Here is a 26,143-nt window from a genome sequence, read left to right on the forward strand (position 1 = left end):
GGCCTCCCGCATCGATCGATGCGAGAGGCCCAAAGCATGTTTCACGTGAAATATCAGGCAGAAAGCGCCTTGAACTCGGCGAGGATCGCGTCGCCCATCTCCGTGGTTCCAACCTTCGTGCAGCCTTCGGCCATGATGTCGCCGGTGCGAATGCCCTTGTCGAGCACATTGGCGATCGCCTTCTCGAGGTTGTCGGCTTCCTTCACGAGGTTGAAGGAATAGCGCAGGCACATGGCGAACGAAGCGATCATCGCGATCGGATTGGCAATGCCCTTGCCGGCGATGTCAGGAGCCGAACCGTGCACCGGCTCGTAGAGTGCCTTGCGCTTGCCGGTCTTGGCGTCCGGGGCGCCGAGCGAAGCGGACGGCAGCATGCCGAGCGAGCCCGTCAGCATGGCTGCAACGTCGGACAGCATGTCGCCAAACAAGTTGTCGGTGACGATGACGTCGAACTGCTTCGGCGCGCGCACCAGCTGCATGCCACCGGCATCCGCTAGCATGTGCTCGAGCTTGACGTCGGAATACTTGTCCTTGTGCGTCGCGGTGACGACCTGGTTCCACAACACGCCCGACTTCATGACGTTGCGCTTTTCCATCGAGCAGACGCGATTCTGGCGCGTGCGCGCCATTTCGAAGGCCACGGCCGAGATGCGTTCGATTTCGTATGTATCGTAGACCTGCGTGTCGATTGCACGTTTCTGGCCATTGCCGAGATCGGTAATGGTCTTCGGCTCGCCGAAATAGACGCCGCCGGTGAGTTCGCGGATGATCAGGATATCGAGGCCTTCGACCAGCTCCGGCTTCAGTGAGGAAGCGGAAGCGAGCGCCGGGTAGCAGATGGCCGGACGCAGGTTGGCGAAGAGCTCCAGATCCTTGCGCAGGCGCAGCAGGCCGGCTTCGGGGCGCACTTCATAGGGAACGTCATCCCACTTCGGGCCACCGACGGCGCCGAAGAGAACCGCATCAGCGGCAAGCGCCTTCTGCATGTCGGCTTCAGAGATCGCGGCACCATGCGCGTCATAGGCGCTGCCGCCGACCAAGCCTTCGTCGGTGACAAAGCCGGCATTCATCGCCTCGTTCATATAGGCAATGATCTTGCGGACCTCACCCATGGCTTCTGGGCCGATGCCGTCGCCCGGCAGCAGGAAAAGATTGCGCGCTGTCATGAAACCCTCCGCGGAAAAACAAGTTGCGGCTTATTAGACCCGCAAAAACGGCATTTCAAGCGAGTGGAAGGCCGATTCGGTACGGTTGCGGAATTACTGTGAGATCGCTCGTTGACCGGTCAACGCAAGCGGGTCCACAAGGAGAGCATCGCCAAGCTCATCGGATACCGCCATGTCATCTGCACCGCTCCACCTCGACACCCCGCTTTTCCGTACCTCCGCCGATTACAGCGCAAGCAACAAGCCGCTTTGGCTGAAGCTCGACGCACTGCAGCCCTCTGGAAGCTTCAAGCTTCGCGGTGTTGGCAGGCTTTGTCAGCACGAGATCGAGAACGGCGCCCGGGAAATCTTCTGCGCCTCCGGTGGTAATGCCGGGATCGCCGCCGCTTATACGGGACGGGCACTCGGCATTCCGGTGACGATCGTCGTACCGGAGACGACGTCGCTGGAAGTGCGCCAATCGATCGAAGCAACCGGCGCCACTGTTCTGGTGCACGGATCGGTCTTTGATGAAGCCAACGCTTTCGCGATCGAGCAGGCGAAAGCCAGCAAGGCGGCCTATGTGCACCCGTTCGACCATCCGCTTCTGTGGGAAGGGCATGGCACATTGATCGACGAGGTTGTCGCCAAAGGTGCCGACTTCGATTGCGTCATCACGAGCGTCGGCGGCGGCGGTTTGCTTGCGGGCATTGTTGCCGGCCTTCAGCGAAACGGCTTGTCTGATGTGCCCGTCATTACCGTCGAAACCGAAGGGGCCGCGTCCCTCCATGCCAGCCTTGCCGCAGGAAAGCGCATCACCTTGCCTGGTATTACCTCCATCGCCAGCTCGCTCGGCGCGCGCCAGGTGGCGCAGCACGTCTTCGACCTGCCAAAGCACCACCCGATCGAGAGCGTGACGGTTACCGACCCACAGGCAGTCACCGCCTGCCTGAAGTTCGCCGATGCCTATCGTATTCTGGTCGAACCCGCCTGCGGGGCTGCCCTGGCGGTGGCCGACGTGCATCCCGATATCCTCGCCCGCTTCAACAATCCGCTGATCGAAGTCTGCGGCGGCATCGGGGTTTCACTGGAGAAGCTCAAGGTCTGGAAAGAACGGCTGTTGTGAGCCGCCAAAGAAAAAGCCGGGCGAAAACCCGGCTTTGACGAAATGCTGTGTTTTGTCAGACTTACGCAGCCCAAGGACGGGATGCCGCGTTCTTGGCTTCGAAGCTGTCGATCGCCTTGCCCTTCTCGAGCGTCAGGCCGATATCGTCGAGGCCGTTCAGCAGGCAGTGGCGCTTGAACTCATCGAGATCGAACTTGATCGAACCGCCGTCCGGTCCAGTGATTTCGAGGTTTTCCAGGTCGACCGTCAGGATCGCGTTGGAGCCGCGCGAAGCGTCGTCCATCAGCTTGTCGAGGTTTTCCTGGCTGACCTTGATCGGCAGAATGCCGTTCTTGAAACAGTTGTTGTAGAAGATGTCGGCGAAGCTGGTCGAGATGACGCAACGGATACCGAAGTCGAGGAGCGCCCACGGCGCATGCTCGCGCGAGGAGCCGCAACCGAAATTGTCGCCGGCAACGAGGATCTTCGCATTCTGATAGGCCGGCTTGTTCAGCACGAAATCCGGGTTCGGCGAGCCATCTTCATTGTAACGAGCCTCGGCGAAAAGACCCTTGCCAAGACCGGTGCGCTTGATCGTCTTCAGGTAGTCCTTCGGGATGATCATGTCGGTATCGATGTTGACAACCGGCAGAGGGGCTGCGACGCCCGTCAGCTTTACGAATTTGTCCATGGCCTGGCTCCAATATCAGCAGACGTAGTTTTGTTGATCAGCGTTTAGTCCAGATTGCCGCCGAAATGAAGGAAAATTTATATCGTAGGTGCGACTGCGCGCGGATTCGACGCGCAGCCGGCTATGGTCGACATGGGATCAGTTTGCATTCGCTGGCGCATTCATCGCCCAGAGAACCCCGAACGGGTCCCGGAGCTGGCCGTATCGATCACCCCAGAACATCAGCTGAACAGGCATGATCACCTCTGCGCCGGCAGCAACCGCACGATCCCACCAGAAATCGATATCGTCGATAACAAGCTGAAGGGTGAAGCCCTGGTGCTTTTCGAACGGGTGACCATGCTCGGGATAGGCATCGCATAGCATCAACGAGCTTCCGTTGATGTAAAGGTGGACATGCATCGTGCGCCCGTTTTCATCCGGAGGGACAACAAACCCCTCCTCGGCGCCAAACGCACGCCCGTAAAATTCCGCGGCCTTTAACGCACCATCGACCGTGACATACGGCAGCAAGCCATTCTTGACCGGCGGCATCTTCATCGTGCCGGTTCCCGTTGCGGTATCCATACTGTCCTCCATCGTTTGATTGGTTCGGGCAGAAGCCCTGGCCTCTCAAAGACGCGGGAAGATCAGTCGAGCCGACAGCAATGTCGAAATTTTTCTGGAGTCGACGCGAAAGTCACAGGTCGATGATCGTACCGCGCCCGTCGTTCCAGATGCGCATGTTTTCGCCGGAATGTGATTTCGCCTTCGCTGTGGCGCGGACCGGGGCCGGCTTCATCTTCAACGAAAGCGCGCGGCCAACCATGAGTACCGTCAGAATACCGCCGACTGCGAGCGTCACGGAAAAGGTGACGAACGCCAGCGCAACGAAGGCGGTGATGCCTGCGAGCAGGAGGAAGACGGAACGGATGCTTTGCATGAGTTTAGACCTTTCTTCGGAAAGGAATGTGGTCCTTCATTTCTTTCTCTGCAAGGTGAGCATGGCTTTTTGTTGTCTTGCCACCCATCACAAAGCTTGGCACACATTTGTGATGACTCGCAATTCTCCGACTCGCTCCTTGAATCTCCGCCGTTCGGTGCTGAGCGTTCCGGCCATTAATGCACGCGCACTGGAAAAGACCTGTGCGCTCGATTGCGACGCCGTGATCTTCGATCTCGAGGACTCCGTGGCACCGGAGCGAAAGGCGGAAGCCCGCGAAAATCTGAAGGCCTTTTTTTCAGGCGCTCCTCTTCTGAACAAGGAGCGCATCATCCGCATCAATGCGCTTGACTCCATATTCGGCAATGCGGACATGGAACTGGTCCTGGCACTGGAGCCGGATGCCGTGCTCCTGCCGAAAGTGGACGAGCCTCAGGATGTGATGTCCATCAGCGACCGGCTCGCCGATGCCGACGCGCCGGAAAGCCTCCGCATCTGGGCGATGATCGAAACGCCCCGCGGCATTCTGAACGCGGCAGCGATTGCCGAAGCCGGGCGCACACCGGGCTCAAGACTCGATTGTTTCGTCGTCGGCCTCAACGACCTGCGCAAGGAAACAGGCGCCCTGCCGCAACCGGGCCGCACCTATCTCGTGCCCTGGCTGATGCAGGTGGTACTTGCCGTGCGCGCCTATGGCCTCGACGCGATCGACAGCGTCTTCAACGATTTCAAGGATGCCGATGCCTTTGATGCCGAATGCGCACATGCCCGTGCCATGGGCTTCGACGGCAAGATGCTGATCCACCCGGCTCAGATCGAAGCCGCCAATCTGCATTTCGGCCCCGATGAGGCGGCAATTGCCGAGGCGGAGGCGATCATCGCCGCCTTTGCCGATCCTGCCGCCGAGGGCCTGAATGTCATCAATGTCAACGGTCGGATGATCGAGCGGCTGCACCTTGTCCAGGCGGAAAGTCTGGTTCATAAAGCCCGCCTGATTGCAGAACGCCAAACGGCGAAGTGAAAGACGACTTTAGATGAAGCTTTATCGCCTTCTGACCGGCCAGGATGATGCCGCTTTCTGTCACCGCGTGACCGACGCCCTCAACAAGGGCTGGTCGCTGAACGGCTCGCCGTCGCTGACCTTCAACACCCAGACCGGCCAAGTGATGTGCGCTCAGGCGATCGTCAAGGAAGTCGAAGGCAAGGACTACCAACCGGACATGAAGCTGTCCGAACAGTAAGCGAAAGCTTAGCGTTCGCCCGCTTCTTCGGCGCTCGCCTCTATCCGTTCCATGTCGTCGTCGCTGAGACCGAAATGGTGGCCGATCTCATGGATGAGGACGTGAGTGATGATATCGCCCAGCGTCTCGTCGTTCTCTGCCCAGTAATCGAGGATCGGCCGCCGGTAGAGGCGGATACGGTTCGGCAATTCGCCGGTTTCCATCGTGAAACGCTCCGAGATGCCTCGGCCCTCAAAGAGGCCGAGAAGATCGAACGGCGTTTCCAGAGCCATGTCCTCGAACACGTCGTCGTCGGGGAAATCCTCGATCTCGATCGTCAGATTGGTGGTCAGTGAGCGGAACTCTTCCGGCAGGTGGCTATACGCCTCCATTGCCAACGACTCGAAAGTGCTGATCGTCGGCGCGTGGCGATCCCGCCAATCCTCGCTCTGGTCTATGCGGGCCATGAATATTCCTTCCTTTGCGGCCCATATAGAACCTTTGCGTACGATTTTCGAGAGCGGAATCAAAGGCAGGAATAAATTCACATCAAATGGCTGTTGACTCTTCCGTCCACCTCTGGAATCCATAAGAACATAACAGGAACATATGAGACTTGGAGAACGTCATGGCACAGTCGGCCGTGACGCGCGAGCGGCTTTTTGCGCTCCGCGAAACCATTGCAAAGCTTGAAGGAAAGCCCGCGCCGGCCTTGGCTGCCGCGGAAAGCGAAGCCTTGGTCGATAAGGGACTCTCCGCGAAGAACGAGAGCGTCCTGCGTCTTCCGCTTGGAATACCCGCGCTTGACGAGGCGATTGATGGCGGTCTACCGCTCGATGGGGTCACCGAGGTTCGCTCCGATCTTTTGCGCGAAGCCGGTGCCGGCAGCGGCTTTGTGCTGGCACTTGCCGCCATGCTGCAGCGCCAAGTGGAAGAGAGCCCCAGTGCATCGCTGCCGATCCTGTGGATCGCGGACATGGTTTCCACGATGGAAGCAGGCGCCCCTTACGCGGTGGGCCTGCGCGATTTCGGTCTGAAGTCGGACCAGTTCTTCTATGCCAGTCCACGCAAGCTTGAGGACGCTCTGTGGCTTGCCGAGGCCGCAGTCGAAAGCGGCGTCTTTCCTGCGACAATTCTGGAGGTTCGCGGCAATCCGAAGCCCTTCGGCCTGACGGAAAGCCGCCGGTTGAGCTTGCGGGCGAAAGCATCGAAACGCCCGCTTTTGCTGTTGCGGCAGGCTGGAGAGGAAGAGGCCAGCAGCGCTTATTTCCGCTTCCTTGCGGCACCCGCGCCGGCACAGGCGCGCCCCTTGCCGGATGGCACGATGCTGGGCGGTAGCATCGGCAATCCGATTTTTCATCTCACCCTGGAGAAGAGCCGCAACCCGGCTCCCCTCTCCTTTCTACTGGAGTGGAACCCTCATGACCGCCGTTTTTTCGCCGTCTCCCAATCAGTCGACCCTCGCCTTCCAGACGAACGCGCAGCGCATTCTGGCACTCCACTTTCCGCATCTTCCAACCGACCGGATCGCAAGAAAGAAATGGGGGCTCTCCTGGCGTTCGCACGGACGTCCTGAGGCCGCACCAATCGTCTGTTCCAGCCGCCTCAACAATACGATGCGGCTGACAGCGCTGGACGAGGCAGCCGAAACCCTCAATCTCCGAAAGCATATGGGCGTCGCCGAAGCCCGCGCCATCTACCCCACGCTTGATGTGATCGAGGACGACCCAGCCGCCAACCGGCGCTTTCTGGAAGCGATCGCCGACTGGTGCGATCGCTATACCCCGCTTGTCGCTCTCGACGGCGTGGATGGCCTGTTTCTCGACATTACCGGCTGCGCCCATCTGTTCGGCGGTGAGACGTCCCTTCTCAAGGATATTCTCGCAAGGCTCTTCCAGATGGGAATTGACGCCCGTGGCGCCATCTCCTCGTCGCCGGGATTGTCTTGGGCCATCAGCCGTTTCGGCCAAGGCGGCATTATCGAACATGGGGAGGCCGAGCAGGCGCTTGCGCCCTTGCCCGTCGCGGCCCTGCGTCTCGAAGAAGAAACCGTAAGCGCCCTGCATAAGATGGGACTCAAATATGTCGGCGATTTACTGAGTGCGCCACGCGCCCCGCTTGCCCGTCGCTTTGGAGGAGCATTGCTCTTGAGGCTCGATCAGGCGCTTGGAACAGATGAGGAGCCAGTCTCTCCACGCCTTCCGGTCGCGAGCCTCTCGGTCGAACGTCGCCTGATTGAGCCGATCGGAGCCGAAGACGATATCCTTGCGCTCACCGATCAGATTGCCGTCTCCCTGAAGCCCTCATTGGAAGCGCGTGGCGTCGGCGGCCGCATCTTCGAACTGGTCCTGTTCCGTGTCGATGGCAAGGTGTTCCGGATTTCTGCCGGGACCGCGCAGCCCTTGCGAGAGCCCAAGCGCATCGCCGCTCTCTTTGCCGAACGCCTGCAGGCAATTCACGACGATTTCGATGCCGGTTACGGATTCGAGATCCTTCGTCTCAACGTGCTCCTGCACGAAGATTTCGTGACGTCACAGGGTGATTTCGAACACCGCCAGCAGAAGGATGCGTCGCTTGCTGCCTTCGTGGATCGGGTTTCCGCCCGCCTTGGGGGGGACTGCCTGCAAACCTTCCAATTGCGGGAGAGCCACATACCCGAAAGAGCCGTCATTGCCCTGCCTGCAATCGATCAGCTATCCGCCCAGAAAACCCGGGAAGGACATCCGCCGCCGGCCAGGAACGAGCGACCCATCCGGCTATTGCGGAAACCGGAGCCGATGGACGCCTTTGCCGTCGAAGTCCCCGATGGCGCACCGGCGAGCTTTCATTGGCGGCGAATGCAGCACCGTGTCCTGAAGAGCGAGGGGCCGGAACGGCTGGCAATGGAATGGTGGCTCGATGGATCGGATGCTGAGGATCGAGACTACTTCCGGATCGAAGACGATCAGGGACGCCGCTTCTGGATCTATCGCCATGGCCATTATGAGCGTGACGCAGCACAGAACTGGTACATGCATGGGGTCATCGCCTGATGTCCGCCTTCTTCGAAATCGGCGCGAAGAGCAATTTCTCGTTTCTGGAGGGTGCCTCCAAGCCTGAGGAAATGATCGTCCAGGCTGCCGTTCTGAAGCTTGGAGGACTTGGCATTGCTGACCGTAATTCGGTTGCGGGTGTCGTTCGGGCGCATGCCCAGTCAAAGGCGATCCAAAAGAAGTTCGAACGAATGAGAGCCGGACTTTTGGAGGAGCACGAAAAGAGTGACGTCATTCTCGATCCGATCCGTTTCCAGCCGGGCGCCCGCCTGGTCTTTTCGGATGGAACCCCTGACATCCTTGCCTACCCCCGAAATCGTCAAGGTTGGGCGTATCTTTGCCGGTTGCTGAGCGCCGGAAACCTGAGAGCCGAGAAGGGAAAATGCATTCTGTCGGAAGCGGATCTAATGGAATGGGGCGACGACATGATGCTTGCGATCATTCCGCACCCTTCCATTGCTGATGATAACAATCACGCCGCGTTCGAAACCTGTCTGGAGCGTTTCAGAAAGCGCTTCCAGAAAAACATCCACATGGCGCTCGCTCCCGCCTATGACGGCCGCGATAAGCGCATGTTTGCAACCGTCTCCATGCTGGCTGACCGCAGCCGTATCCGGCTGATCGCCACCAACCAGCCGCTCTATCACGATACGACCCGCCGCCCTCTCGCCGATATCGTGACATCTATCAGGGAGCATGTTCCCGTTCCCGAGGCTGGCTTTCTCCTGGCTCCGAATGCCGAACGCTATCTCAAGAGTGGCAGCGAAATTCTGCGACTTTTCAGAGACTATCCGCACGCCGTAACAAACACAGGCAAGTTCTTTGGAAGCCTTTCCTTTTCACTCGACGAACTGGAGCACAACTACCCCCCCGAGAATGACGAGGGGGAAACGCCATATGAAACACTGGAACGTCTTACCAGATCAGGTGCCGCAAAGCGCTTCCCCGACGGCGTGCCTGAGAAAGTTCGGAAGAACATTGAGTACGAGTTGAGCCTTGTTCGCCAGAAGCAATATGAACCGTACTTCCTGACGGTCCACAGGATCATCCAGCATGCCCGGCACGAGAAGAAAATCCTCTGCCAGGGTCGCGGCTCTGCGGCAAACTCGGTCATTTGCTATTGCCTCGAGATAACCGAGGTCAATCCGGAGAAGAGCACCCTGCTCTTCGACCGCTTCCTCTCGATGGACCGTGACGAGCCGCCGGATATCGATGTCGATTTCGAACACGAGAGGCGCGAGGAGGTCATCCAGCATATCTACGAAAAATACGGCAAGGAACATGCCGGCTTGACGGCAGGGGTAACGACCTACCGCACCAGGTCCGCCGGGCGCGAAGTCTCGAAGGCCTTCGGTCTTTCCGAGGACGTCCAATCTGCGATCGGCAGCCTGGTCTGGGGCTGGTCGGACGAAAAGCTGTCCGAGCGTGAAGCGAGGGCCGCCGGGCTCGAAACTTCCGATCCCATGACCAGGAACGTGCTGAAATATGCATCCGAGCTTCTCGGTTTTCCCCGGCACCTCACCCAGCATGTCGGCGGCTTCGTCATCACCAGGGACAGGCTGGATGAAGTCGTTCCGATCATGAAGACGGCAATGCCCGGGCGCTACATGGTCGAGTGGGACAAGGATGACCTCGACAATCTGAAGATCCTCAAGGTCGACATCCTGGCGCTCGGAATGCTGACCGCATTGAGGCGGGCATTCGATCTGCTTCTCCTGCACTACGACGTCAAGAAGACGCTCGCCGATCTTGGCAACGCCACGCATGAAGACGAGGAACCGGTCTATGCGATGATGTGCCGGGCCGACACGCTTGGCGTCTTCCAGATCGAGAGCCGGGCGCAGATGAGCATGCTACCGCGTCTGAAGCCGAAGGCGTTCTATGACCTTGTCATCGAGGTTGCCATCGTCAGGCCCGGCCCCATTCAGGGTGACATGGTCCACCCATACCTGAAACGTAGGGAGGAAAAAGCACGTGGCATCCCGACGACATACCCGAGCCCTGAGCTTAAAGAGGTCCTCAAACGAACGCTCGGCGTGCCGCTGTTTCAGGAACAGGCCATGCAGATCGCAATCACAGCCGCGGGTTTTAAGCCGGCTGAAGCGGATCAGCTTAGACGCGCCATGGCGACCTTCAAACGAACAGGCACCATCGGCAATTTCGAAACGCGGTTCATCGAAGGCATGGTCGCGAAGAACTACCCCCGCGATTTTGCCCAGCAATGCTTCAACCAGATCAAAGGTTTTGGCGAATACGGCTTCCCGGAAAGCCACGCCGCCTCTTTCGCCTTGCTCGTCTACGCCTCCTCCTGGGTAAAGGCTTACTATCCCGACGTTTTCTGTGCTGCGATGCTGAATTCGCAGCCAATGGGCTTCTATGCCCCCGCGCAGCTTGTCAGGGATGCCCGGGAGCATGGTGTTGAGATCAGGCCCGTCGACATCAATGAATCGAACTGGGACTGCTTGCTTGAGGAGGCCGAATTCAACAAGCGCGCAGTCGATTTCCGGCATGCCAGCATGCGGGATATCATCAAGACAAAGCGAGCCGTTCGGCTTGGCTTCAGGCAGATAAAGGGCCTTTCGGAAACAAGCATGGAGCAGCTCGTTGCCAATAGAGGCAAGGGCTATTCTTCCATCCGCGATCTCTGGCTGCGTTCAGGCCTGCAGAAAGCGGATATAGAACGGCTCGCTGATGCGGATGCTTTTCATTCCATAAAACTGTCGCGACGGGATGCGCTCTGGGCTGTGCGGGCGCTTGATGCGAAGAGCGCTGCGGAAAAGCTACCTCTGTTCGACCAGGTGAGCCACATCGACCTGCAGGTCGAGCCTGAGACACGGTTACCGGAAATGTTGGCTGGTGAACAAGTCGTTGAGGATTACCGCTACCTTTCGCTCTCCTTGAAGGGCCATCCGGTTTCATTCCTGCGCAAAGAATTCCACAAGGCAGGAGTCGTTCGGAATGTCGATCTTCTCACCGTCCCGAACGGCAGAAGGGTGACGATTGCCGGCCTGGTTTTGGTGCGTCAGCGCCCCGGCTCGGCCAAGGGCGTCATCTTCATGACATTGGAAGACGAGACGGGTGTTGCCAATGCCATTGTCTGGAAGAAGGTATTCGAGAAGTACCGCCCGATCGTCATGGGAGCACGGCTCGTGAAGATATATGGCAAGCTTCAAAGCCAGAGCGGCGTGATCCACACAGTCGTCGATCATATCGAGGATATGACGCCCGCACTTGGCATCCTGCAGAAGGAAGCCCGTCGTTTCGGCGTTAGTGATCGTTCGGATGAAGCGCTCAATCCAACGATGGATCCGCGCCAAGGGAAACTCGCAAATTCACTTGAGAAGGCAGTCATGGAGAAAAGGCTGATTTCAAGCAGCCATGTCGGAGCGATAGAAACAACTCAAGTCATGCCGAAAGGTCGTAATTTTCATTGAGGAGAGATCATCAGGTCGTGACCTGCTGGATCGCAGCACCCACGAAGAGCCTCTTACGTTTCAACATGCAATGAATGGCCTCGTCCATCACTCGATTTTTCTTGACACTCGCCGTCTCCTTTTGCAGAAAAGACGATAGTGAATGTCATGTTTGGAATGACGCCGTGCTTGTCTGCAGCTGCAATTACATAACTGATCATGAAATCCGGGAAGTTATCACCGAGCTTCTCGAGCAAGATTGTTGGCAGCTGATCGTGCCTGCAAAGGTATACCACGCCATGGGAAAGCGCGGCCGCTGCTGTGGCTGCTTCCCAAACGTGGTCGATATTATCATCCAGACGACCGAGGAATATCACGCCCGTCACCACTCGACGGAAGCCGAAATATTTGATTTCATGTCCCGCCTGAGAAAATTCCATGAAGAAAACAGGAGAGCGGACATTGAAAGGCGACAAAAAAGTCATCGAGCGGCTTAACGAGGCCCTCTTTCTCGAGCTCGGCGCCGTAAACCAATACTGGGTCCATTACCGACTTCTTGAAGACTGGGGCTATACCAAGCTCGCCAAGAAGGAACGGGCAGAATCCATTGAGGAAATGCATCACGCCGACCGCTTGGTCGCACGCATCATCTTCCTCGAAGGTCACCCCAACCTCCAGACCCTTGCTCCGCTTCGCATCGGCCAGAACGTCAAGGAAGTTCTGGAAGCCGATCTTGCCGGCGAATACGATGCGCGCACCGCTTACAAGAAGTCACGCGACATCTGTCACGAGGCCGGCGACTATGTCTCGATGAAGCTTTTTGAGGAACTCCTGGCGGACGAGGAGGGCCACATCGACTTCCTCGAAACGCAGCTGGAGCTGCTCGGCAAGATCGGCGAATCGAAGTACGGCCAGCTCAACGCCGACTCCGCCAACGAGGCCGAGTAATGATTGTCATGATCGGCAGCCCTAAAGCCGCCGGTCATTTACCCTGCGGCACTCAGGCCAACCAGATGCCTGAACTCGTCGACCACCTGCTCATAGACGGCCCGCTTGAAGGGCACGATGAGACCGGGCAGGCTTTCCATCGGCTTCCAATCCCAGGCATCGAACTCAGGCGCATGGCCACCGGGCGGCGGATTGATCGCGACCTCGCTCTCGTCACCATCGAAACGGAACGCAAACCAGCGCTGCGTCTGGCCGCGGAACCTGCCCTTCAATCCGATGCCGATCAGCTGGGGCGGTAAATCATAGTTGATCCAATTATGCGCCTCGGCCAGCAGCGTCACGGTGCGAATGCCTGTCTCCTCGTAAAGCTCGCGGTAGGCCGCCTCAAGAGGATCCTCGCCCTTGTCGATGCCGCCCTGCGGCATCTGCCAAAGCTGCGGCGATCCGTCATACTCGGAATTTTCTTCAGGAATCCGTCGCCCTGCCCATACAAGGCCCTGGCGGTTGAGAATCATGACACCGACGCAGGGGCGATACGGCAGGTCTTCGGCTTTGACGATCGGCTTGCTCATAGGCTCTCTCTGTTCAAGGTCTTTTCGGATCATTGGTCAGCGCTGCTACACCGACAATCTCAATGCCTCGCATTGCCGCTTCCTGCGTCCATTGCGCGATGGCGTCAATGCTCTCATCGAAGGCGGCAGCGACGCCGATCGCCTGGCCGTTACGCTTCGCGACGCGTTCCAGTTCGTCCAGTTTCTGGATGATGGCGTTCACATCAAGCTGCTTGTCCAACTGCACATCTGCGAGGGCGTAGGGCGCCTCTGTTCCCTTTGCGATCGCGGCGGTCTTGGATTGGGCCGACGTTCCGTCATCAAGGAACAGCAGCCCGCGTTTTCCGATATCCCGCATGACCGGCTCCATAGCGTTGGGGTCGGAAAGGAAGCGCCCACCCTGATAGTTCATGATGCCGGTATAATTCGTGATCTCGCCCATCGCCCTGTGCAGGTTTTCGATATTCTTCGCAACCGACGTTGACGTAAGCAGCGTGTCCGGGGCGGGATCATTTGCCGGGTAATCAAAAGGCTCGAACGGAACCTGCAGCAGGATTTCGTGGCCGCCACGGCGCGCTTCCTGCATCCAGCGCTGCAAGCTGTTGCCGCTGGCGGCAAAGGCGAAGGTGACTTCCTCCGGCAACTGCTGGATGGCCCGTTGTGTGCCCGTCTGGCTAAGCCCGAGCCCGCTGACGACGATCGCGATACGAGTCCCGTGAGCGCCGGACCATGGTCGCGCATACTGGTCCATCGGGCGACGTCCGTCCGGCCCGACGATCGGTAGCCGTCCCAACGGCGTGTCTTCCAGAAGCGCGTCGTTCGGTAGCGCCGCCATCCGTGGATCCTGCCCGACCTGCGAGGCATCGACCAACACCGGTCCATTTCCGTCGCGTTGTCTGGGGGAGTATTTCGTGACGACAGATCCGTCGCCGGTAACCATCCGCTCCACATTTGCGCCCGATCTCGGATCGGATGGCACCATGCCATTGGGAGCGGCAGCCGATGAAGTCTGCGACGGCGCCTGATTTTGGACGGTGTCGGAAGGTGGCACAGCCGTCTGGTCCTGCGCCAGCGGCTTCTCTCGCTTCAATCCGTCGCCGCGAAACGCCGTATAGAGCGACGTCGCCCCGATCAGCACGAGGCAGATCCCGGCGACAACACGCCCGGTGCGCAAAATACCCGGCCGTTGCCGCTTGGCCTTGCGGCTCTGTCCGAGGGGGGCGTGCAGATCGGTATTCAAACTTCTTTTCCGCTTCACAATCAGGACAGCAAAAAGGCGTCAGGCCGGACATACCATCCGGCCTGACGCCTCAAATTGCAATTACTTGGCGCTGACGGCCTTGTCCGGATTGGGCGGGAAGGCCGGATCGGTCTTCTTGCCGCGAAGCAGGTCAAGCGCGTAGTTGAGCTGGACGTCGTCCTTGGGATCCGGCGGAACATAGGCAACCGAACCGGAGCCTTCGTCTGTCTCGCTCTGGCCCTTGATGTGCCCGCGCAGGCTCGACTCGCCTTCCGTGGTCATCTTCCCCTTCAGGTCATCGGGAAGCGGCTCATCGACCTTGATGTCAGGCGTGATGCCCGTGCCCTGGATGGAGCGGCCAGACGGCGTGTAGTAGAGCGCTGTCGTCAGTCGCAACGCGCCGTTTTCGCCGAGCGGTATGATCGTCTGGACCGAGCCCTTGCCGAACGAACGCGTGCCGAGAACAGTTGCACGACGCAGATCCTGCAGCGCGCCAGCAACGATCTCCGAGGCCGATGCCGAACCGCCGTTGATCAACACGATCACCGGCTTGCCATCCGTCAGATCACCCGGACCAGCATTGAAGCGGCGGGTCTCGTCCGGATTACGACCGCGGGTGGATACCACTTCGCCACGCTGCAGCAGCGCGTCGGAAACCTGGATTGCCTGATCGAGCAGACCGCCCGGGTTCAGACGAAGATCGAGGACGTAGCCCTTCAGCTTGTCAGCCGGGACCGTCTTCTTGATCTTCTCGATCGCCTTCTCGAGATCAGGGTAAGTCTTCTCGGTAAAGGAGATGACGCGCAGATAGCCGACATCATCCTCGACGCGCGACTTCACGGCCTGAACCGCGACGACGTCGCGGACGATTGTCAGCTCGATCGGCTTGTCGGCACCCTTGCGGATCAGCGTCAGCTTGATCGGTGTGTTGACCGGACCACGCATCTTTTCGACCGCGTCTTCCAGCTTCAGGCCGCGAACCGATTGACCATCGATCTCGGAGATATAGTCACCAGCAAGAACGCCGGCCTTGGCTGCAGGCGTATCATCGATCGGCGTAATGACCTTGACGAGCTCGTCTTCCATGGTGACCTCGATACCGAGGCCGCCGAATTCGCCCTTCGTCTGGGTCTGCATGTCAGCTGCATCCTTGGCATTCATATAGCTCGAATGCGGATCCAGCGAAGAAAGCATGCCATTGATGGCGTTTTCGATGAGTTTGTCTTCGGCCGGCGGCGTCACATACTGTGCGCGCACACGCTCAAAAACGTCACCAAAAACGGAAAGCTCCTTGTAAGTGGAGGCTCCGGCTGCTTCTGCAGGCACGCCCGCCGAATAGATGACGCTCATCGCGGTCGCACCCATCAATGCGCCGACCAGAACAAAAGAAGCCCTACGAATCATTGCGTGCCTTTCCAGTGTCTTTAGCGGTCCACCATGGTCGGGAATCGACCGGTTTTCCATCTTTTCGAAATTCAATGTAAAGCGTTGGACGGTTGGTTTCCAGCGCCAATGCAGTCGCGCTCGCTACTCTTTTTGCACCCATGGCGGCAAGCGGCTCGCCGGCGAAAACGAACTTGCCCTGACGCGTGCTGATCGTCTCCATTCCAGAAAGGACAAGGTGGTAGCCGTCGCCTGCGTCGAGGATGATCATCTGGCCGTAGCTGCGGAATGCACCTGCATAGACGACAAGGCCGTCAGCGGGAGCGGTAACCACCGTTTCCGGATTGGTGGCAAGCGTCATTCCCATCGCCTCATGGCCGGTTCCGTCGGCATCGCCGAACTGGCGCAGCACATCGCCTGCCACAGGCAATTCCAGCTTCGCCTTCAAGTCTCCGAAGGGATATGCGGGCGCAATGCGGTTTTTATCAGGCACACCGCTTTCCGCGAGCGCCTTGGCGTGGGCGCGCTGCTCGTCGGTGAGAAGCTTGCGGTTCTCCTCGGCCTGGCGGGCTGCAGCGGCGGCGTCGCGAACCGATGCGATCTCGGTTTCCATCGATGCGACCAGCCCCTCCAGGCTTGTCGCCTTGCTGGCAAGATCTTCCGAGCGCTTCTTTTGTGCATCCAGTTCCGCGGCGCTGCTGCGGCTCAGCTTCTCGTTCTCGGCGAGAAGCAAATCCATCCGTCGCTCTTCCTCGATACTGTTCGTCATCGTTGCGGTGAAGGCTGATTTCTCCGCAGCACTGGCTGCCTGCAACGAAGACAGGTTGGCAAGATCGGCGGCTAGCTTGTCGGTCTCCTTTCGGATACCGGGAACCACTGCGCCAAGCAGGATTGCGCTTCGGACCGAAGCGAGCGCATCGTCGGGTGTCACGAGGAGGGCCGGCGGCGGATTGCGGCCCATGCGCTGCAGGGCACCCAGCACCTCGGCCAGCAAGCCGCGCCGTTCATGCAGCGACCGGCGAACCGCGTCTTCCTTGACGCCGAGATCGGCGAGCTTCTTCTCGCTTTCCAGGATTTGTTTCTCAAGCGCCTTGCGCCGCGTCGCTGAATCGATCAGCGCCTGACGAACACTGCTGCTGTTCTTGTCCAGATCCGCAATGCTCTTCTGAAGCTCGGCAACCTTATCCGATGAAAGGTCGATCGTTTTAGACAAGGCTTCGAGTTCAGCCCGCGTCTCGTCCCGCTTCCTTGCCAGATCAGCTGCCGGATCGGGCCGCTCCTCAGCGGCCGTACCAGTTGTGGCGGCAGGTGTTTCGGCCGGCGGCATCTGCGCAGCTTCCGGCGCATCCTGGGCGACGGCGCGGTTCTCAACTGCTGCCACAGACACACCCAAGCCTACGGCCAGGGCCGTCAGAATGATGTATTTTGGCTTGAACGCACGTGGCGGCATACGAACCTTGAAATCCTTTCAAATCGCGCGGAGATTAGGCTGATTTGGCGTTCTTTGCCAGATCGATTGAGGGTTAGCGCACGTCGCAACAGACACGCCTGCGTGAGCAGCAAAGCCCATCATACGCGATGATAGGGATGGCCGGAAAGGATCGTCACGGCTCGATAAAGCTGTTCGGCGATCAGCGTACGAACCAACTGATGCGGCCAAGTCATCTTGCCGAGACAAAGGGTTGCATCGGCAAGGTTGTACAAAGACGGATCGAGACCGTCGGCGCCGCCGATGGCAATCATCAGGTCGCGCTTGCCCTGGTCGCGATAGTTTCCGAGGAGACTGGCAAACCCTTCGCTGTCCAGCGCCTTGCCTCGCTCGTCCAACAAAATGAGAACACTCCCGTCCGCCAGCGACTTCTGCAGCATCGCCGCTTCGTCACGCTTGCGGGTATCGGCGTTCGACGCACGACTTTCGGCAACTTCGGCCACGCGGGAGAATTCGAGGCCGACCGCCGGGCCGGCCTTGGCAAAACGATCGAAATAGCGGGCCGCAAGGTCCTTCTCGGGGCCGGACTTCAGCCGCCCCACTGCAAAAAGACCAACACGCATCATCCGCTCCCTGCAGTTCGGCATAGGGCGGCACACACCTACCGCCGGCCGGATTCGTCCGGCCAATAAAATGCCGTCTATCAGGCGGCGGACCTAGCGTCCAGCAGCCTGTTAGTGCACCGTTTCTTCGTCCATATCGGGCGCGGCCCACATCTTTTCGATGTTGTAGAACTCGCGTATTTCAGGACGGAAGACATGGACGATGACATCGCCGGTGTCGATCAGGATCCAATCACCGCCTTCCTGACCTTCGACACGGGCGCTTCCAAGCCCTTCGTCTTTGAGATCAGTCAGCAGGTGGTCGGAGATCGCCATGACATGCCTGTTCGAGCGCCCGGAGACGACGACCATGAAGTCTCCCAGTGCCGATTTTCCAGCAATGTCGATGGTAACGATATCTTCAGCCTTAGAGTCCTCAAGGCTTGTGAGGACGGCGTGCAGGGCGCGGGCGGCAGCATCGGCGCCACGTTCCGGGCTCTTCGGGACAACGGCAAGCGTTTTTCCCTTGGCGTGTACTGTTGTCAGTGCTTTCCCTTTCTCGGAATGACAAAACATGCACATCACTGATTTGGTGACCAAATCATAATTAAGATAGGCACCAAACCATTAACGTTTCAAGACGTGTGCAATCACAAAGCGTGAATGTCCGTCTTGATCACAAACCATTGTTGAATGGAGGACTGCGCATGCGGCCTGCTGTGTACAGTCCTTATCACCACACGTAAAGTAAGTTCCGTTCCGACCGCAAAGATCCGTCCGATGAAAAACCCCGCAGAAGACACGCTCATTCCTGTACTCCGCATCAGCTTTCCTCACGAGGACCGGCTCGGCCGCGGCAAGATGGAACTGCTCGAACACATCAGAGAAACCGGATCGATTTCCGCCGCAGGCAGGGCGATGGACATGTCCTATCGTCGCGCCTGGTTACTTGTCAGCGACTTGAATCGGATGTTCCGGGATCCGGTGGTCGAGTCTCAGCGCGGTGGCCAGAAGGGCGGGGGCGCAGCGCTGACACCGTTCGGTGATGAACTCCTTGCCCGCTTTCGAAAGATGGAGCGGATGGTGAAGTTCACCCTTGCGGAGGATCTGGCCTGGCTCGAGGCCAACCGGTCGCCCCAAACCGGTCGTTGATCACTGTTCCAGCGCGACGGTCTTTATGACGGCAAAAACGGGGGCTCCGATGCACACACCTAGCCGCTCCGCCGAAAAACTCGTGATCCGCGAGAGAATTATATCCCCACCGCAATCGACGAGCACATCGATCGTGGCGTCATCGGCCTGCGTCATGTCCTGAACAGTGCCTTCAAGCACGTTCAGCGCGCTCAACGCCTCGGGCCTTCTCATTGCGAGCATCACATCGCGAGAGGGGATCCGGACCCGAACTGCCTTCCCAGGCGTCAGCGCCGCGCCCGGGACATGAAGCTGCGTTGATTTCAGTGTAATCGTGGCAATGCGATGCTGCGCATCGACGCTTTCGACCTTTCCCTCAAGGAGCGCACCCGCATCACGCCGCTCGAACGAGGCAGGCGGATGGTTCAACACATCCACGGCTGGGCCGACCGCCTCCACCGCGCCATCCCGCATGACCACGACCTGATTGGCGAGGCGCGCCACTTCGGCGATCGAGTGGCTGACATAGACGATCGGAATATCCATCTCGTCGCGCAAGCACTCGAGGTAGGGCATGACTTCTGCTTTTCGCGCATCATCCAATGCCGCTAAGGGTTCGTCCATCAGCAAGAGGCGGGGAGTCGAGAGTAGGGCCCGGCCGATTGCTACGCGTTGCTTCTCGCCACCGGAGAGTTTTTCCGGCCTGCGCTCGAGCAGGCTTTCGATACCGAGCAGCGCGACAATTCGATCCAGGCTCTCCGCCGGACCGACGACTTTGCCAAACCACCGACCGTATGACAGGTTGTGACGGACACTGAGGTGCGGAAACAATCGCGCCTCCTGAAACACATAGCCGAATCTTCGGCGGTGCTTGGGGACAAAGATCCGCCTGTCGGTATCCGTCATGACATCGCCATCCAGGATCACTTGCCCGTTGTCGGGCCTCGCTAGCCCAGCGATGATACGAATGATCGATGTCTTGCCGGAGCCCGAACGACCGAAAAGGGCAGTGATCCCCCGCTCAGAGGTGAAGCTGGCATCGAGGGAAAAGGTGCCAAGCTGCTGCTTTGCTTTCACGACGAGTGTCATTCCGGATCAATCCTCCTGCCGGCGATGCGCGAGAGGAATTCCGAGGCAAGCAAAGCGACCATCGAAATGGCGACAGCGACGAGCGTCAGCCGCAGGGCACCGGCATCACCGCCCGGGACCTGCGTGAAGGAGTAGATCGCCGAAGAAATGGTCTGTGTTTCCCCGGGGATGTTGGAGACGAACGTGATGGTTGCCCCGAACTCCCCCATCGCCTTGGCGAAGGAAAGGATCATTCCGGCGATGATCCCGGGCAGCGTCAGCGGCAACGTGATCGTCATGAAAACCCAGAGTGGGGCGGCTCCCAGCGTGCCAGCTGCCTCCTCCAGTTTTCGATCGACCGCTTCGATCGAGAGCCGGATGCTACGCACCATCAAGGGGAAGGCCATGACGGCACAGGCAAGCGCAGCACCTGTCCAGCGAAAAGAAAAGACGACGCCGAAATGCTGGTCGAGAAAACTGCCGATCGGTCCGCGACGTCCAAAGAGGATCAGCAAGATGAAACCGGTGACGACAGGAGGAAGGATCAACGGCAAGTGAACGACCACATTCAGGATCGACCTACCCCAAAACCGTCCGCGCGCCAGCAACAGGGCTACTCCGATGCCGAATGGCAAACTCGCCAGCATCGCGACCACTGACACGCGCAGGCTGAGCAAGATCGCCGTCCATTCATCGTTGCTCAGGCCGAGTGCATCCAAGCCATCTCTCCAAAATATAAGGCCCGTCCGAGCGGGCCTTCTCACGCTATGTCTTCATGCGAAAAATCGCAATCATTTCAAGATGGTGAAGCCCTTCTCAGTAAAGAAATGAGCGGCTTTTTCCGACTTCAGGAAGTTGAGGTAGGCCGCAGCATCCGGATTCTTGCTCTCTGAGAGAATGGCGATCGGATAAATGATCGGCGGATGCGAATCGGCCGGGAAAGTGCCGACAACGGCAACGCCCGCGTCCGCGGAGGCATCGGTCTGATAGACGATGCCATAGGGAGCCTCACCGCGCGATACCAACGCGAGCGCGGCACGAACGCTTTCAGCGCCGGCGACCTTGGCTTCAACCGAGGGCCACACGCCAAGCGCTTCAAGCGCAGCCTTGCCGTACTTGCCGGCCGGAACCGACTTCACCTCACCCATGGCAAGCTTGCCGTCTCCGAGCAACGCGGCAAGATCGAAGCCCTTCAATATCTCGACCGGTTTGGCGTGATCCTTGGCTGCGACAAGCACGATCTTGTTACCCAGCAGATTGGACCGGCTGTCGGACTTGATCAGATTCTTTTTCGCAAGGTAGTCCATCCAGTCCAGGTCGGCGGAGATGAAGATGTCCGCAGGTGCGCCGCCTTCGATCTGCTTAGCAAGTGCAGAGCTCGCAGCGTACGAAGCAACAGCCTCCTTACCGCCCTCTTTCGCCCAAGCGGCATTCGCCGCGTCGAGAGCATTCTTCAGGCTGGCGGCTGCGAAAACAGTAACCTTCTCCGCAGCCGCGGCAGGTGTCGCGGCAACACCCAGAAAGGCGGCCGAAATGGCGGCGGCAGTGAATTTGATCCATTGGCGGCGACTTTGCATTGATATCTCCCCGAGTTCGAAATATTCGTAGAGATATAACGTCGCCAGTGCCTTGGCTAGCGCTATATTTTCCCAAGCATAACCCTTCGAGTCGCCCATCAATCTCAGACTTCACGCATTCGTGAATCGCATATCTAAGCACCATCGACTCACAAAATCGCAGAAATGGCCCTATGATTTTAGGGTAAGATTCTCCAAAGGTTTGAAATTTCTGCAAAAGTAGCCAAAGATTGCGAAATAATTAGGCAAGAACGGAGAGGTCTCGGCCCGGAGCCATGCTTGTGTCGCATTGCTGCAATGCAATGAACCCGGTTCAAAAATCCGGCGTATATGATACAACACACTCATCGAACGGCGATCTCCTCCTCCCAAAGCCGTTGGATATGGATCGGCAACACTCCTCCTCCCAGTTGTCGATCAAGTTTATAAAGCCCGACGGATCTCCTCCCCCGTCGGGCTTTTCATTTGTCAAACCCCGGAAAAATCGAATTATCTGATGGCACCGTTCGTGGCGCGAATGGCGGTCGAGCTGTGGCCGGAGCGCGGACCGTGTATAAAGGTCCAGGCTGGCGCCCGGCGCTTCCAGAGCGCGCGGGAATCGTCCTCGTCAACGCGGGCGAAATCAAACGTCCTCGCCATCTTCGATGAAAGGAACGACAAAGTGGAACCGGGGCGGTCAATCACCGCAATCGGGAATGTGTTGACGATGTCCTGCCAGCGTTGCCACTGATGTAAAGTCTTCAAGCTGTCCGCCCCCATGATCCAGATAAAATGGACATGTGGATTGCGCGCCTTCACACGAGCCAGCGTGTTTGCCGTGAAGCTTGTCGCGAAATCGCGCTCGAATGCTGTGATCTTGATCGAGGGATGGCGAGCAAGCCGCTCGCTCAGCGCTATGCGTTCGGAAAGCGGCAACAGATGGCGTCGATCCTTGAGCGGATTGCCCGGCGTGACAATCCACCACAACTGATCGAGGCCGAGCCGCTTGATCGCGATTTCGGCCACTAGCGCGTGTCCGTCATGCGGCGGATTAAAGGAGCCGCCGAAAAGACCGACGACCATGCCGCGCTCCGTATGCGGCATGCGAAGATAACGTCGACCGACTTCGTCGTTGATCACGTCAGGGCCGGGTCTGTCCGGTGCCGTGCACCCGATACTTGAATGATGTCAACTGCTCGACGCCGACGGGGCCGCGGGCGTGCATCTTGCCGGTCGCGATGCCGATCTCGGCCCCCATTCCGAACTCGCCGCCATCAGCAAACTGGGTCGATGCGTTGTGCAACAGGATCGCGGAATCGACCTCGGTGAAGAACCGCTCCACTACATCAGGATCGTCGGCAATCACTGCCTCGGTGTGGTTGGAGGAATAAGTCTGGATATGCTGGATCGCCCCGGAAATGCCGTCGACAACGCCAACCGAAACGATCGCATCCAGATATTCCGTCGACCAATCCTCCTCGGTGGCCGCCTTCGCGCCAGGCATTGCCTGAACAACCTCAGCCGAACCGCGAATCTCGCAACCGGCTCCTGCTAGGGCCTCCAGCAGCGGGCGAAGATGGGTCTTGGCAACAGCCCGGTCTACGAGAATCGTTTCCACCGCACCGCAGATACCGGTGCGCCGCATCTTGGCGTTGACGACGATCTCCTTGGCCATGCCGAGATCGGCTGACGCGTCCACATAGATATGGCAAAGTCCTTCAAGGTGCGCGAAAACGGGTACCCTCGCCTCGTTCTGAACTCGTGCAACAAGACTTTTGCCGCCACGCGGAACGATAACGTCGATCGTACCATCCAATCCGCGCAACATAGCGCCAACAGCAGCGCGATCGGTCACCGGCACGAGCTGAATTGCATGCTCCGGAAGTCCGGCAGCCTTCAGGCCCTGCACAAGGCAGGCATGGATTGCCTGCGATGAACGCCGGGAATCCGAACCGCACCGCAAAATGACCGCATTGCCGGCTTTCAAGCAGAGCGCACCGGCATCTGCCGTGACGTTCGGACGGCTCTCGAAGATCACGCCGATCACGCCGAGCGGCGTGCGGACGCGCTCGATCTTCAGGCCATTCGGCCGTTCCCACGCCGCGATTACCTCGCCGACCGGGTCCCTCAGAGCAGCAATTGCGCGGATGCCATCAGCCATCTCGGCGATGCGCTTGTCGGTCAGTGTCAGACGATCGACGAAGGACGCGAGCATCTCCGTGCCGGCAACATCCTTCAGATCCTTGGCATTTTCGGAGAGGATATGATCCTTGTTGGCGAGGATCGCATCGGCCATAGCATTCAATGCCCTGTTCTTAGCTTCGGTGGACGCGAAGCCCAACGGTCGCGCCGCAGCCTTGGCCTTGCGGCCGATGTCATTCATCAGCGCGTCAATGTCAGGGCTCTGCGCAACAGTATCAAGCATAGCTTGTGTCCTTCTTCTGCCTTTCCGATTTCGAACCGATCTGCGACGTCATCACCATGTCGTCGCGATGGATCATTGCCGCGCGTCCCGCGTAACCGAGGATTGCCTCGATCTCGGTCGATTTGCGACCAGTAATCTGCCGGGCCTCTTCGGCATCATAGCCAGCAAGCCCGCGCGCGATTTCGCGGCCCTGAGGGCCCACAATCGCCACCGTATCGCCACGGCTGAAAAGCCCGATAACCTTGCGAACACCGGCTGGCAGCAGGCTCTTGCCGGCGCCGAGCGCAGCAGCAGCGCCCTCATCGACGTGAAGTTCGCCTGCCGGCTGCAACTGTCCGGCAATCCAAGTCTTTCGTGCCGTAACGGGCGTCCTTGAAGGGGCGAACCATGAGGACCGTGCCCCATTCTCGATTGCCGAGAGCGGGCTGCCTGCCTTGCCGGAGGCAATGATCATTGCGCAGCCGGCCGTCGTCGCAATCTTGCCGGCATCGATCTTGGTGCGCATGCCGCCACGCGACAGCTCGGACGCGGCACCGCCAGCCATGGCTTCAATTTCAGGCGTGATCTCAGCAATCGTGGCCAGAAACTCCGCCTGCGGATCGAGGTGCGGCGGCGCCGTATAGAGGCCATCAATGTCCGACAGCAGAATCAGCAGATCGGCGCCGGCCATCGTCGCGACACGCGCAGCCAGGCGATCATTGTCGCCATAGCGGATTTCGCTGGTAGCAACAGTGTCGTTCTCGTTGATGATCGGCACGGCACCGATCTTCAAAAGTTGGTTGATGGTGGCGCGCGCGTTCAGATAGCGGCGACGCTCTTCGGTGTCGCCGAGCGTCAGCAGAATCTGGCCCGCGACGATCTCGTCGCGCGACAAGCTTTCTGACCAGGCGCGCGCCAAGGCGATCTGGCCGACGGCCGCCGACGCCTGGCTTTCCTCCAGCTTCAGCGCGCCAGAAGGCAGGTCGAGGACCGAACGACCAAGTGCGATGGCACCCGAGGAAACGACGAGGACGTCAACGCCCTTGGCTTTCAGCGCCGCAATATCGCGGCACATTGCATCCAGCCATGCCTTTTTCAGACCCGTCTTGCGATCGACAAGGAGAGCCGAGCCAATCTTGATAACGACGCGGCGATAACGCCCAAGCGACTTACGCGTCGTCATTGGCCTCGCCTTCATCTTCCGACACCATGTCGCGGTGACGAAGTTTTGGTGCCTTGGCGAGCTTTTCCGCCGCGCCGGCATTCGCCTCGACGATGATATCGCGCAGGGCACGCAACACTTCCGTCATGCCCTTGCCCGTCGCCGCGGAAATCTGGAACGGCGCCCTGCCGCAGGCCTTGGCAAGTTCCTTCGTCTTCTTCTTCAACGTGACGTCATCGAGAACATCGATCTGCGACAGAGCGACAATCTCAACCTTGTCGCCAAGGTCGCCGCCATATGCCTCGAGTTCGCGGCGGACGGTCGTGTAGGCTTTGCCAACCTTTTCCTCCTGCGAGGACACGAGATGCAGCAGTACGCGTGTGCGCTCGACGTGGCCGAGGAAGCGGTCCCCGATGCCGACACCCTCATGTGCGCCTTCGATCAGCCCCGGAATATCGGCAAGGACGAATTCCTGCCCGTCAACGGTCGCGACACCGAGGTTCGGGTGCAGCGTCGTAAAAGGATAGTTCGCAATCTTCGGTCGGGCGCGGGTGACGGCTGCGAGGAACGTGGACTTACCGGCATTCGGCAATCCAACAAGGCCCGCATCGGCAATCAACTTCAGATGCAGCCAGATCGTCTTTTCCTCGCCGGGGAGACCGGGATTGGCCCAGTCCGGCGCCTGATTGACCGAGGATTTAAAGTGCGCATTGCCGAAGCCGCCATTGCCGCCTGCGGCGAGCCGGAAGCGCTGTCCTTCTTCGGTCAGATCGCAGATCAACGTCTCCCTGTCTTCCTCGAAGATCTGCGTGCCGACAGGCACCTTGAGCGCCACGTCGTCGCCGTTCGCGCCGGTGCGGTTCTTGCCCATGCCATGCATGCCGATCTTGGCCTTGAAGTGCTGCTGATAGCGGAAGTCGATCAGCGTATTGAGACCATTGACCGCCTCGACCCAGACATCACCGCCGCGTCCGCCGTCACCACCATCAGGGCCGCCGAACTCGATGAACTTCTCGCGCCGGAACGAGACACTGCCCGCGCCGCCGTCTCCGGACTTGATATAGACCTTTGCTTCGTCGAGAAATTTCATCTTACTTCCATTGTGCGGTGGCAGTTCATCGCCCCTCTTGCCGCTTTCGAT

General features: G+C 59.0%; 27 protein-coding genes. 9 read left to right on the plus strand and 18 right to left on the minus strand.

Annotated features, from left to right (window positions below):
• Window positions 1-53 precede the first annotated feature (53 nt).
• Window positions 54-1,166, minus strand: a complete 1,113-nt coding sequence (leuB, locus tag ATY80_RS14540) for a 3-isopropylmalate dehydrogenase (RefSeq protein ID WP_088693089.1) — start codon at window positions 1,164-1,166, stop codon at window positions 54-56.
• A 172-nt stretch (window positions 1,167-1,338) separates the two neighbouring features.
• Here leuB and ATY80_RS14545 point away from each other — a divergent pair, with 172 nt between their 5' ends.
• A complete protein-coding gene (locus ATY80_RS14545; protein ID WP_088693090.1) occupies window positions 1,339-2,271 on the plus strand; it encodes a pyridoxal-phosphate dependent enzyme in 933 nt (310 codons plus the stop codon).
• A 61-nt stretch (window positions 2,272-2,332) separates the two neighbouring features.
• On the opposite strand, the gene leuD is transcribed toward ATY80_RS14545, so the two are convergent.
• The 3 genes from leuD to ATY80_RS14560 all read right to left on the minus strand — a co-directional run bounded on the left by leuD (window position 2,333) and on the right by ATY80_RS14560 (window position 3,863).
• The gene (gene leuD, locus ATY80_RS14550; protein WP_018855928.1) at window positions 2,333-2,941 is read right to left on the minus strand and encodes a 3-isopropylmalate dehydratase small subunit; all 609 of its coding nucleotides are present in this window, start codon (window positions 2,939-2,941) and stop codon (window positions 2,333-2,335) included.
• A 138-nt stretch (window positions 2,942-3,079) separates the two neighbouring features.
• Window positions 3,080-3,508, minus strand: a complete 429-nt coding sequence (locus tag ATY80_RS14555) for a VOC family protein (RefSeq protein WP_088693091.1) — start codon at window positions 3,506-3,508, stop codon at window positions 3,080-3,082.
• A gap of 112 nt (window positions 3,509-3,620) precedes the next feature.
• Window positions 3,621-3,863: a hypothetical protein gene (locus ATY80_RS14560; RefSeq protein WP_016556764.1), complete on the minus strand. Its 243-nt coding sequence runs from the start codon at window positions 3,861-3,863 to the stop codon at window positions 3,621-3,623.
• A 112-nt stretch (window positions 3,864-3,975) separates the two neighbouring features.
• Between ATY80_RS14560 and ATY80_RS14565 the strand changes: the two genes are divergently transcribed.
• Together ATY80_RS14565 and ATY80_RS14570 are read left to right on the plus strand one after the other, a co-directional pair.
• Window positions 3,976-4,884, plus strand: a complete 909-nt coding sequence (locus ATY80_RS14565) for a CoA ester lyase (RefSeq protein WP_088693246.1) — start codon at window positions 3,976-3,978, stop codon at window positions 4,882-4,884.
• A gap of 13 nt (window positions 4,885-4,897) precedes the next feature.
• Complete coding sequence (locus ATY80_RS14570; protein WP_088693092.1) at window positions 4,898-5,104, plus strand: DUF1737 domain-containing protein; 207 nt, start codon at window positions 4,898-4,900, stop codon at window positions 5,102-5,104.
• Between the two features lie 8 nt (window positions 5,105-5,112).
• On the opposite strand, the gene ATY80_RS14575 is transcribed toward ATY80_RS14570, so the two are convergent.
• On the minus strand, window positions 5,113-5,550 hold the full coding sequence (locus tag ATY80_RS14575; protein ID WP_088693093.1) for a metallopeptidase family protein: 438 nt from the start codon (window positions 5,548-5,550) through the stop codon (window positions 5,113-5,115).
• Window positions 5,551-5,711: 161 nt separating this feature from the next.
• Here ATY80_RS14575 and ATY80_RS29605 point away from each other — a divergent pair, with 161 nt between their 5' ends.
• The 5 genes from ATY80_RS29605 (at window position 5,712) to bfr (ending at window position 12,476) form a co-directional block, all read left to right on the plus strand.
• On the plus strand, window positions 5,712-6,659 hold the full coding sequence (locus ATY80_RS29605) for a hypothetical protein (RefSeq protein WP_245306843.1): 948 nt from the start codon (window positions 5,712-5,714) through the stop codon (window positions 6,657-6,659).
• A gap of 10 nt (window positions 6,660-6,669) precedes the next feature.
• The gene (locus ATY80_RS14580; RefSeq protein WP_280950688.1) at window positions 6,670-8,115 is read left to right on the plus strand and encodes a DNA polymerase Y family protein; all 1,446 of its coding nucleotides are present in this window, start codon (window positions 6,670-6,672) and stop codon (window positions 8,113-8,115) included.
• Window positions 8,115-11,549: an error-prone DNA polymerase gene (locus tag ATY80_RS14585; RefSeq protein WP_088693095.1), complete on the plus strand. Its 3,435-nt coding sequence runs from the start codon at window positions 8,115-8,117 to the stop codon at window positions 11,547-11,549. The genes ATY80_RS14580 and ATY80_RS14585 overlap by 1 nt, the downstream gene beginning before the upstream one ends.
• A gap of 74 nt (window positions 11,550-11,623) precedes the next feature.
• Window positions 11,624-12,025, plus strand: coding sequence for a (2Fe-2S)-binding protein (locus ATY80_RS14590; protein WP_088693096.1), 402 nt, complete (start codon window positions 11,624-11,626; stop codon window positions 12,023-12,025).
• Window positions 11,991-12,476, plus strand: coding sequence for a bacterioferritin (gene bfr, locus ATY80_RS14595; protein WP_007528518.1), 486 nt, complete (start codon window positions 11,991-11,993; stop codon window positions 12,474-12,476). Before ATY80_RS14590 ends, bfr begins: the two co-directional genes overlap by 35 nt.
• A gap of 38 nt (window positions 12,477-12,514) precedes the next feature.
• On the opposite strand, the gene ATY80_RS14600 is transcribed toward bfr, so the two are convergent.
• The 6 genes from ATY80_RS14600 to rsfS all read right to left on the minus strand — a co-directional run bounded on the left by ATY80_RS14600 (window position 12,515) and on the right by rsfS (window position 18,257).
• Complete coding sequence (locus tag ATY80_RS14600) at window positions 12,515-13,048, minus strand: RNA pyrophosphohydrolase (protein ID WP_088693097.1); 534 nt, start codon at window positions 13,046-13,048, stop codon at window positions 12,515-12,517.
• 13 nt (window positions 13,049-13,061) lie between these two features.
• Window positions 13,062-14,267, minus strand: a complete 1,206-nt coding sequence (locus tag ATY80_RS14605; protein WP_088693098.1) for a divergent polysaccharide deacetylase family protein — start codon at window positions 14,265-14,267, stop codon at window positions 13,062-13,064.
• Window positions 14,268-14,348: 81 nt separating this feature from the next.
• The gene (locus tag ATY80_RS14610; protein WP_088693099.1) at window positions 14,349-15,671 is read right to left on the minus strand and encodes a S41 family peptidase; all 1,323 of its coding nucleotides are present in this window, start codon (window positions 15,669-15,671) and stop codon (window positions 14,349-14,351) included.
• Entirely contained in the window at window positions 15,661-17,070 is a 1,410-nt protein-coding gene (locus ATY80_RS14615) for a murein hydrolase activator EnvC (RefSeq protein ID WP_189637165.1), read from the minus strand. The genes ATY80_RS14610 and ATY80_RS14615 overlap by 11 nt, the downstream gene beginning before the upstream one ends.
• 149 nt (window positions 17,071-17,219) lie before the next feature.
• Entirely contained in the window at window positions 17,220-17,702 is a 483-nt protein-coding gene (gene rlmH / locus ATY80_RS14620; RefSeq protein WP_088693101.1) for a 23S rRNA (pseudouridine(1915)-N(3))-methyltransferase RlmH, read from the minus strand.
• Between the two features lie 111 nt (window positions 17,703-17,813).
• Window positions 17,814-18,257, minus strand: a complete 444-nt coding sequence (gene rsfS, locus ATY80_RS14625; protein ID WP_007791018.1) for a ribosome silencing factor — start codon at window positions 18,255-18,257, stop codon at window positions 17,814-17,816.
• 204 nt (window positions 18,258-18,461) lie between these two features.
• Here rsfS and ATY80_RS14630 point away from each other — a divergent pair, with 204 nt between their 5' ends.
• On the plus strand, window positions 18,462-18,833 hold the full coding sequence (locus ATY80_RS14630; RefSeq protein WP_088693102.1) for a winged helix-turn-helix domain-containing protein: 372 nt from the start codon (window positions 18,462-18,464) through the stop codon (window positions 18,831-18,833).
• Here ATY80_RS14630 and modC read toward each other — a convergent pair whose 3' ends face one another.
• The 7 genes from modC to obgE all read right to left on the minus strand — a co-directional run bounded on the left by modC (window position 18,834) and on the right by obgE (window position 26,092).
• Window positions 18,834-19,901, minus strand: coding sequence for a molybdenum ABC transporter ATP-binding protein (modC, locus tag ATY80_RS14635; RefSeq protein ID WP_088693103.1), 1,068 nt, complete (start codon window positions 19,899-19,901; stop codon window positions 18,834-18,836).
• Complete coding sequence (gene modB, locus ATY80_RS14640; RefSeq protein ID WP_088693104.1) at window positions 19,898-20,599, minus strand: molybdate ABC transporter permease subunit; 702 nt, start codon at window positions 20,597-20,599, stop codon at window positions 19,898-19,900. Before modB ends, modC begins: the two co-directional genes overlap by 4 nt.
• Window positions 20,600-20,671: 72 nt before the next feature.
• Window positions 20,672-21,457: a molybdate ABC transporter substrate-binding protein gene (gene modA, locus ATY80_RS14645; protein ID WP_088693247.1), complete on the minus strand. Its 786-nt coding sequence runs from the start codon at window positions 21,455-21,457 to the stop codon at window positions 20,672-20,674.
• Window positions 21,458-21,946: 489 nt separating this feature from the next.
• The gene (locus ATY80_RS14650) at window positions 21,947-22,540 is read right to left on the minus strand and encodes a nicotinate-nucleotide adenylyltransferase (protein WP_245306845.1); all 594 of its coding nucleotides are present in this window, start codon (window positions 22,538-22,540) and stop codon (window positions 21,947-21,949) included.
• Window positions 22,541-22,577: 37 nt separating this feature from the next.
• Window positions 22,578-23,861, minus strand: a complete 1,284-nt coding sequence (locus ATY80_RS14655) for a glutamate-5-semialdehyde dehydrogenase (RefSeq protein ID WP_088693106.1) — start codon at window positions 23,859-23,861, stop codon at window positions 22,578-22,580.
• A complete protein-coding gene (gene proB / locus ATY80_RS14660; protein ID WP_088693107.1) occupies window positions 23,854-25,023 on the minus strand; it encodes a glutamate 5-kinase in 1,170 nt (389 codons plus the stop codon). Before proB ends, ATY80_RS14655 begins: the two co-directional genes overlap by 8 nt.
• Window positions 25,010-26,092 carry a GTPase ObgE gene (gene obgE, locus ATY80_RS14665; RefSeq protein WP_088693108.1) on the minus strand — a complete coding sequence of 361 codons (1,083 nt, stop codon included), beginning with the start codon at window positions 26,090-26,092 and terminating at the stop codon, window positions 25,010-25,012. Before obgE ends, proB begins: the two co-directional genes overlap by 14 nt.
• Window positions 26,093-26,143 lie beyond the last annotated feature (51 nt).

The organism is Rhizobium sp. R711 (genome assembly GCF_002211365.1).
GTDB lineage: Bacteria > Pseudomonadota > Alphaproteobacteria > Rhizobiales > Rhizobiaceae > Rhizobium.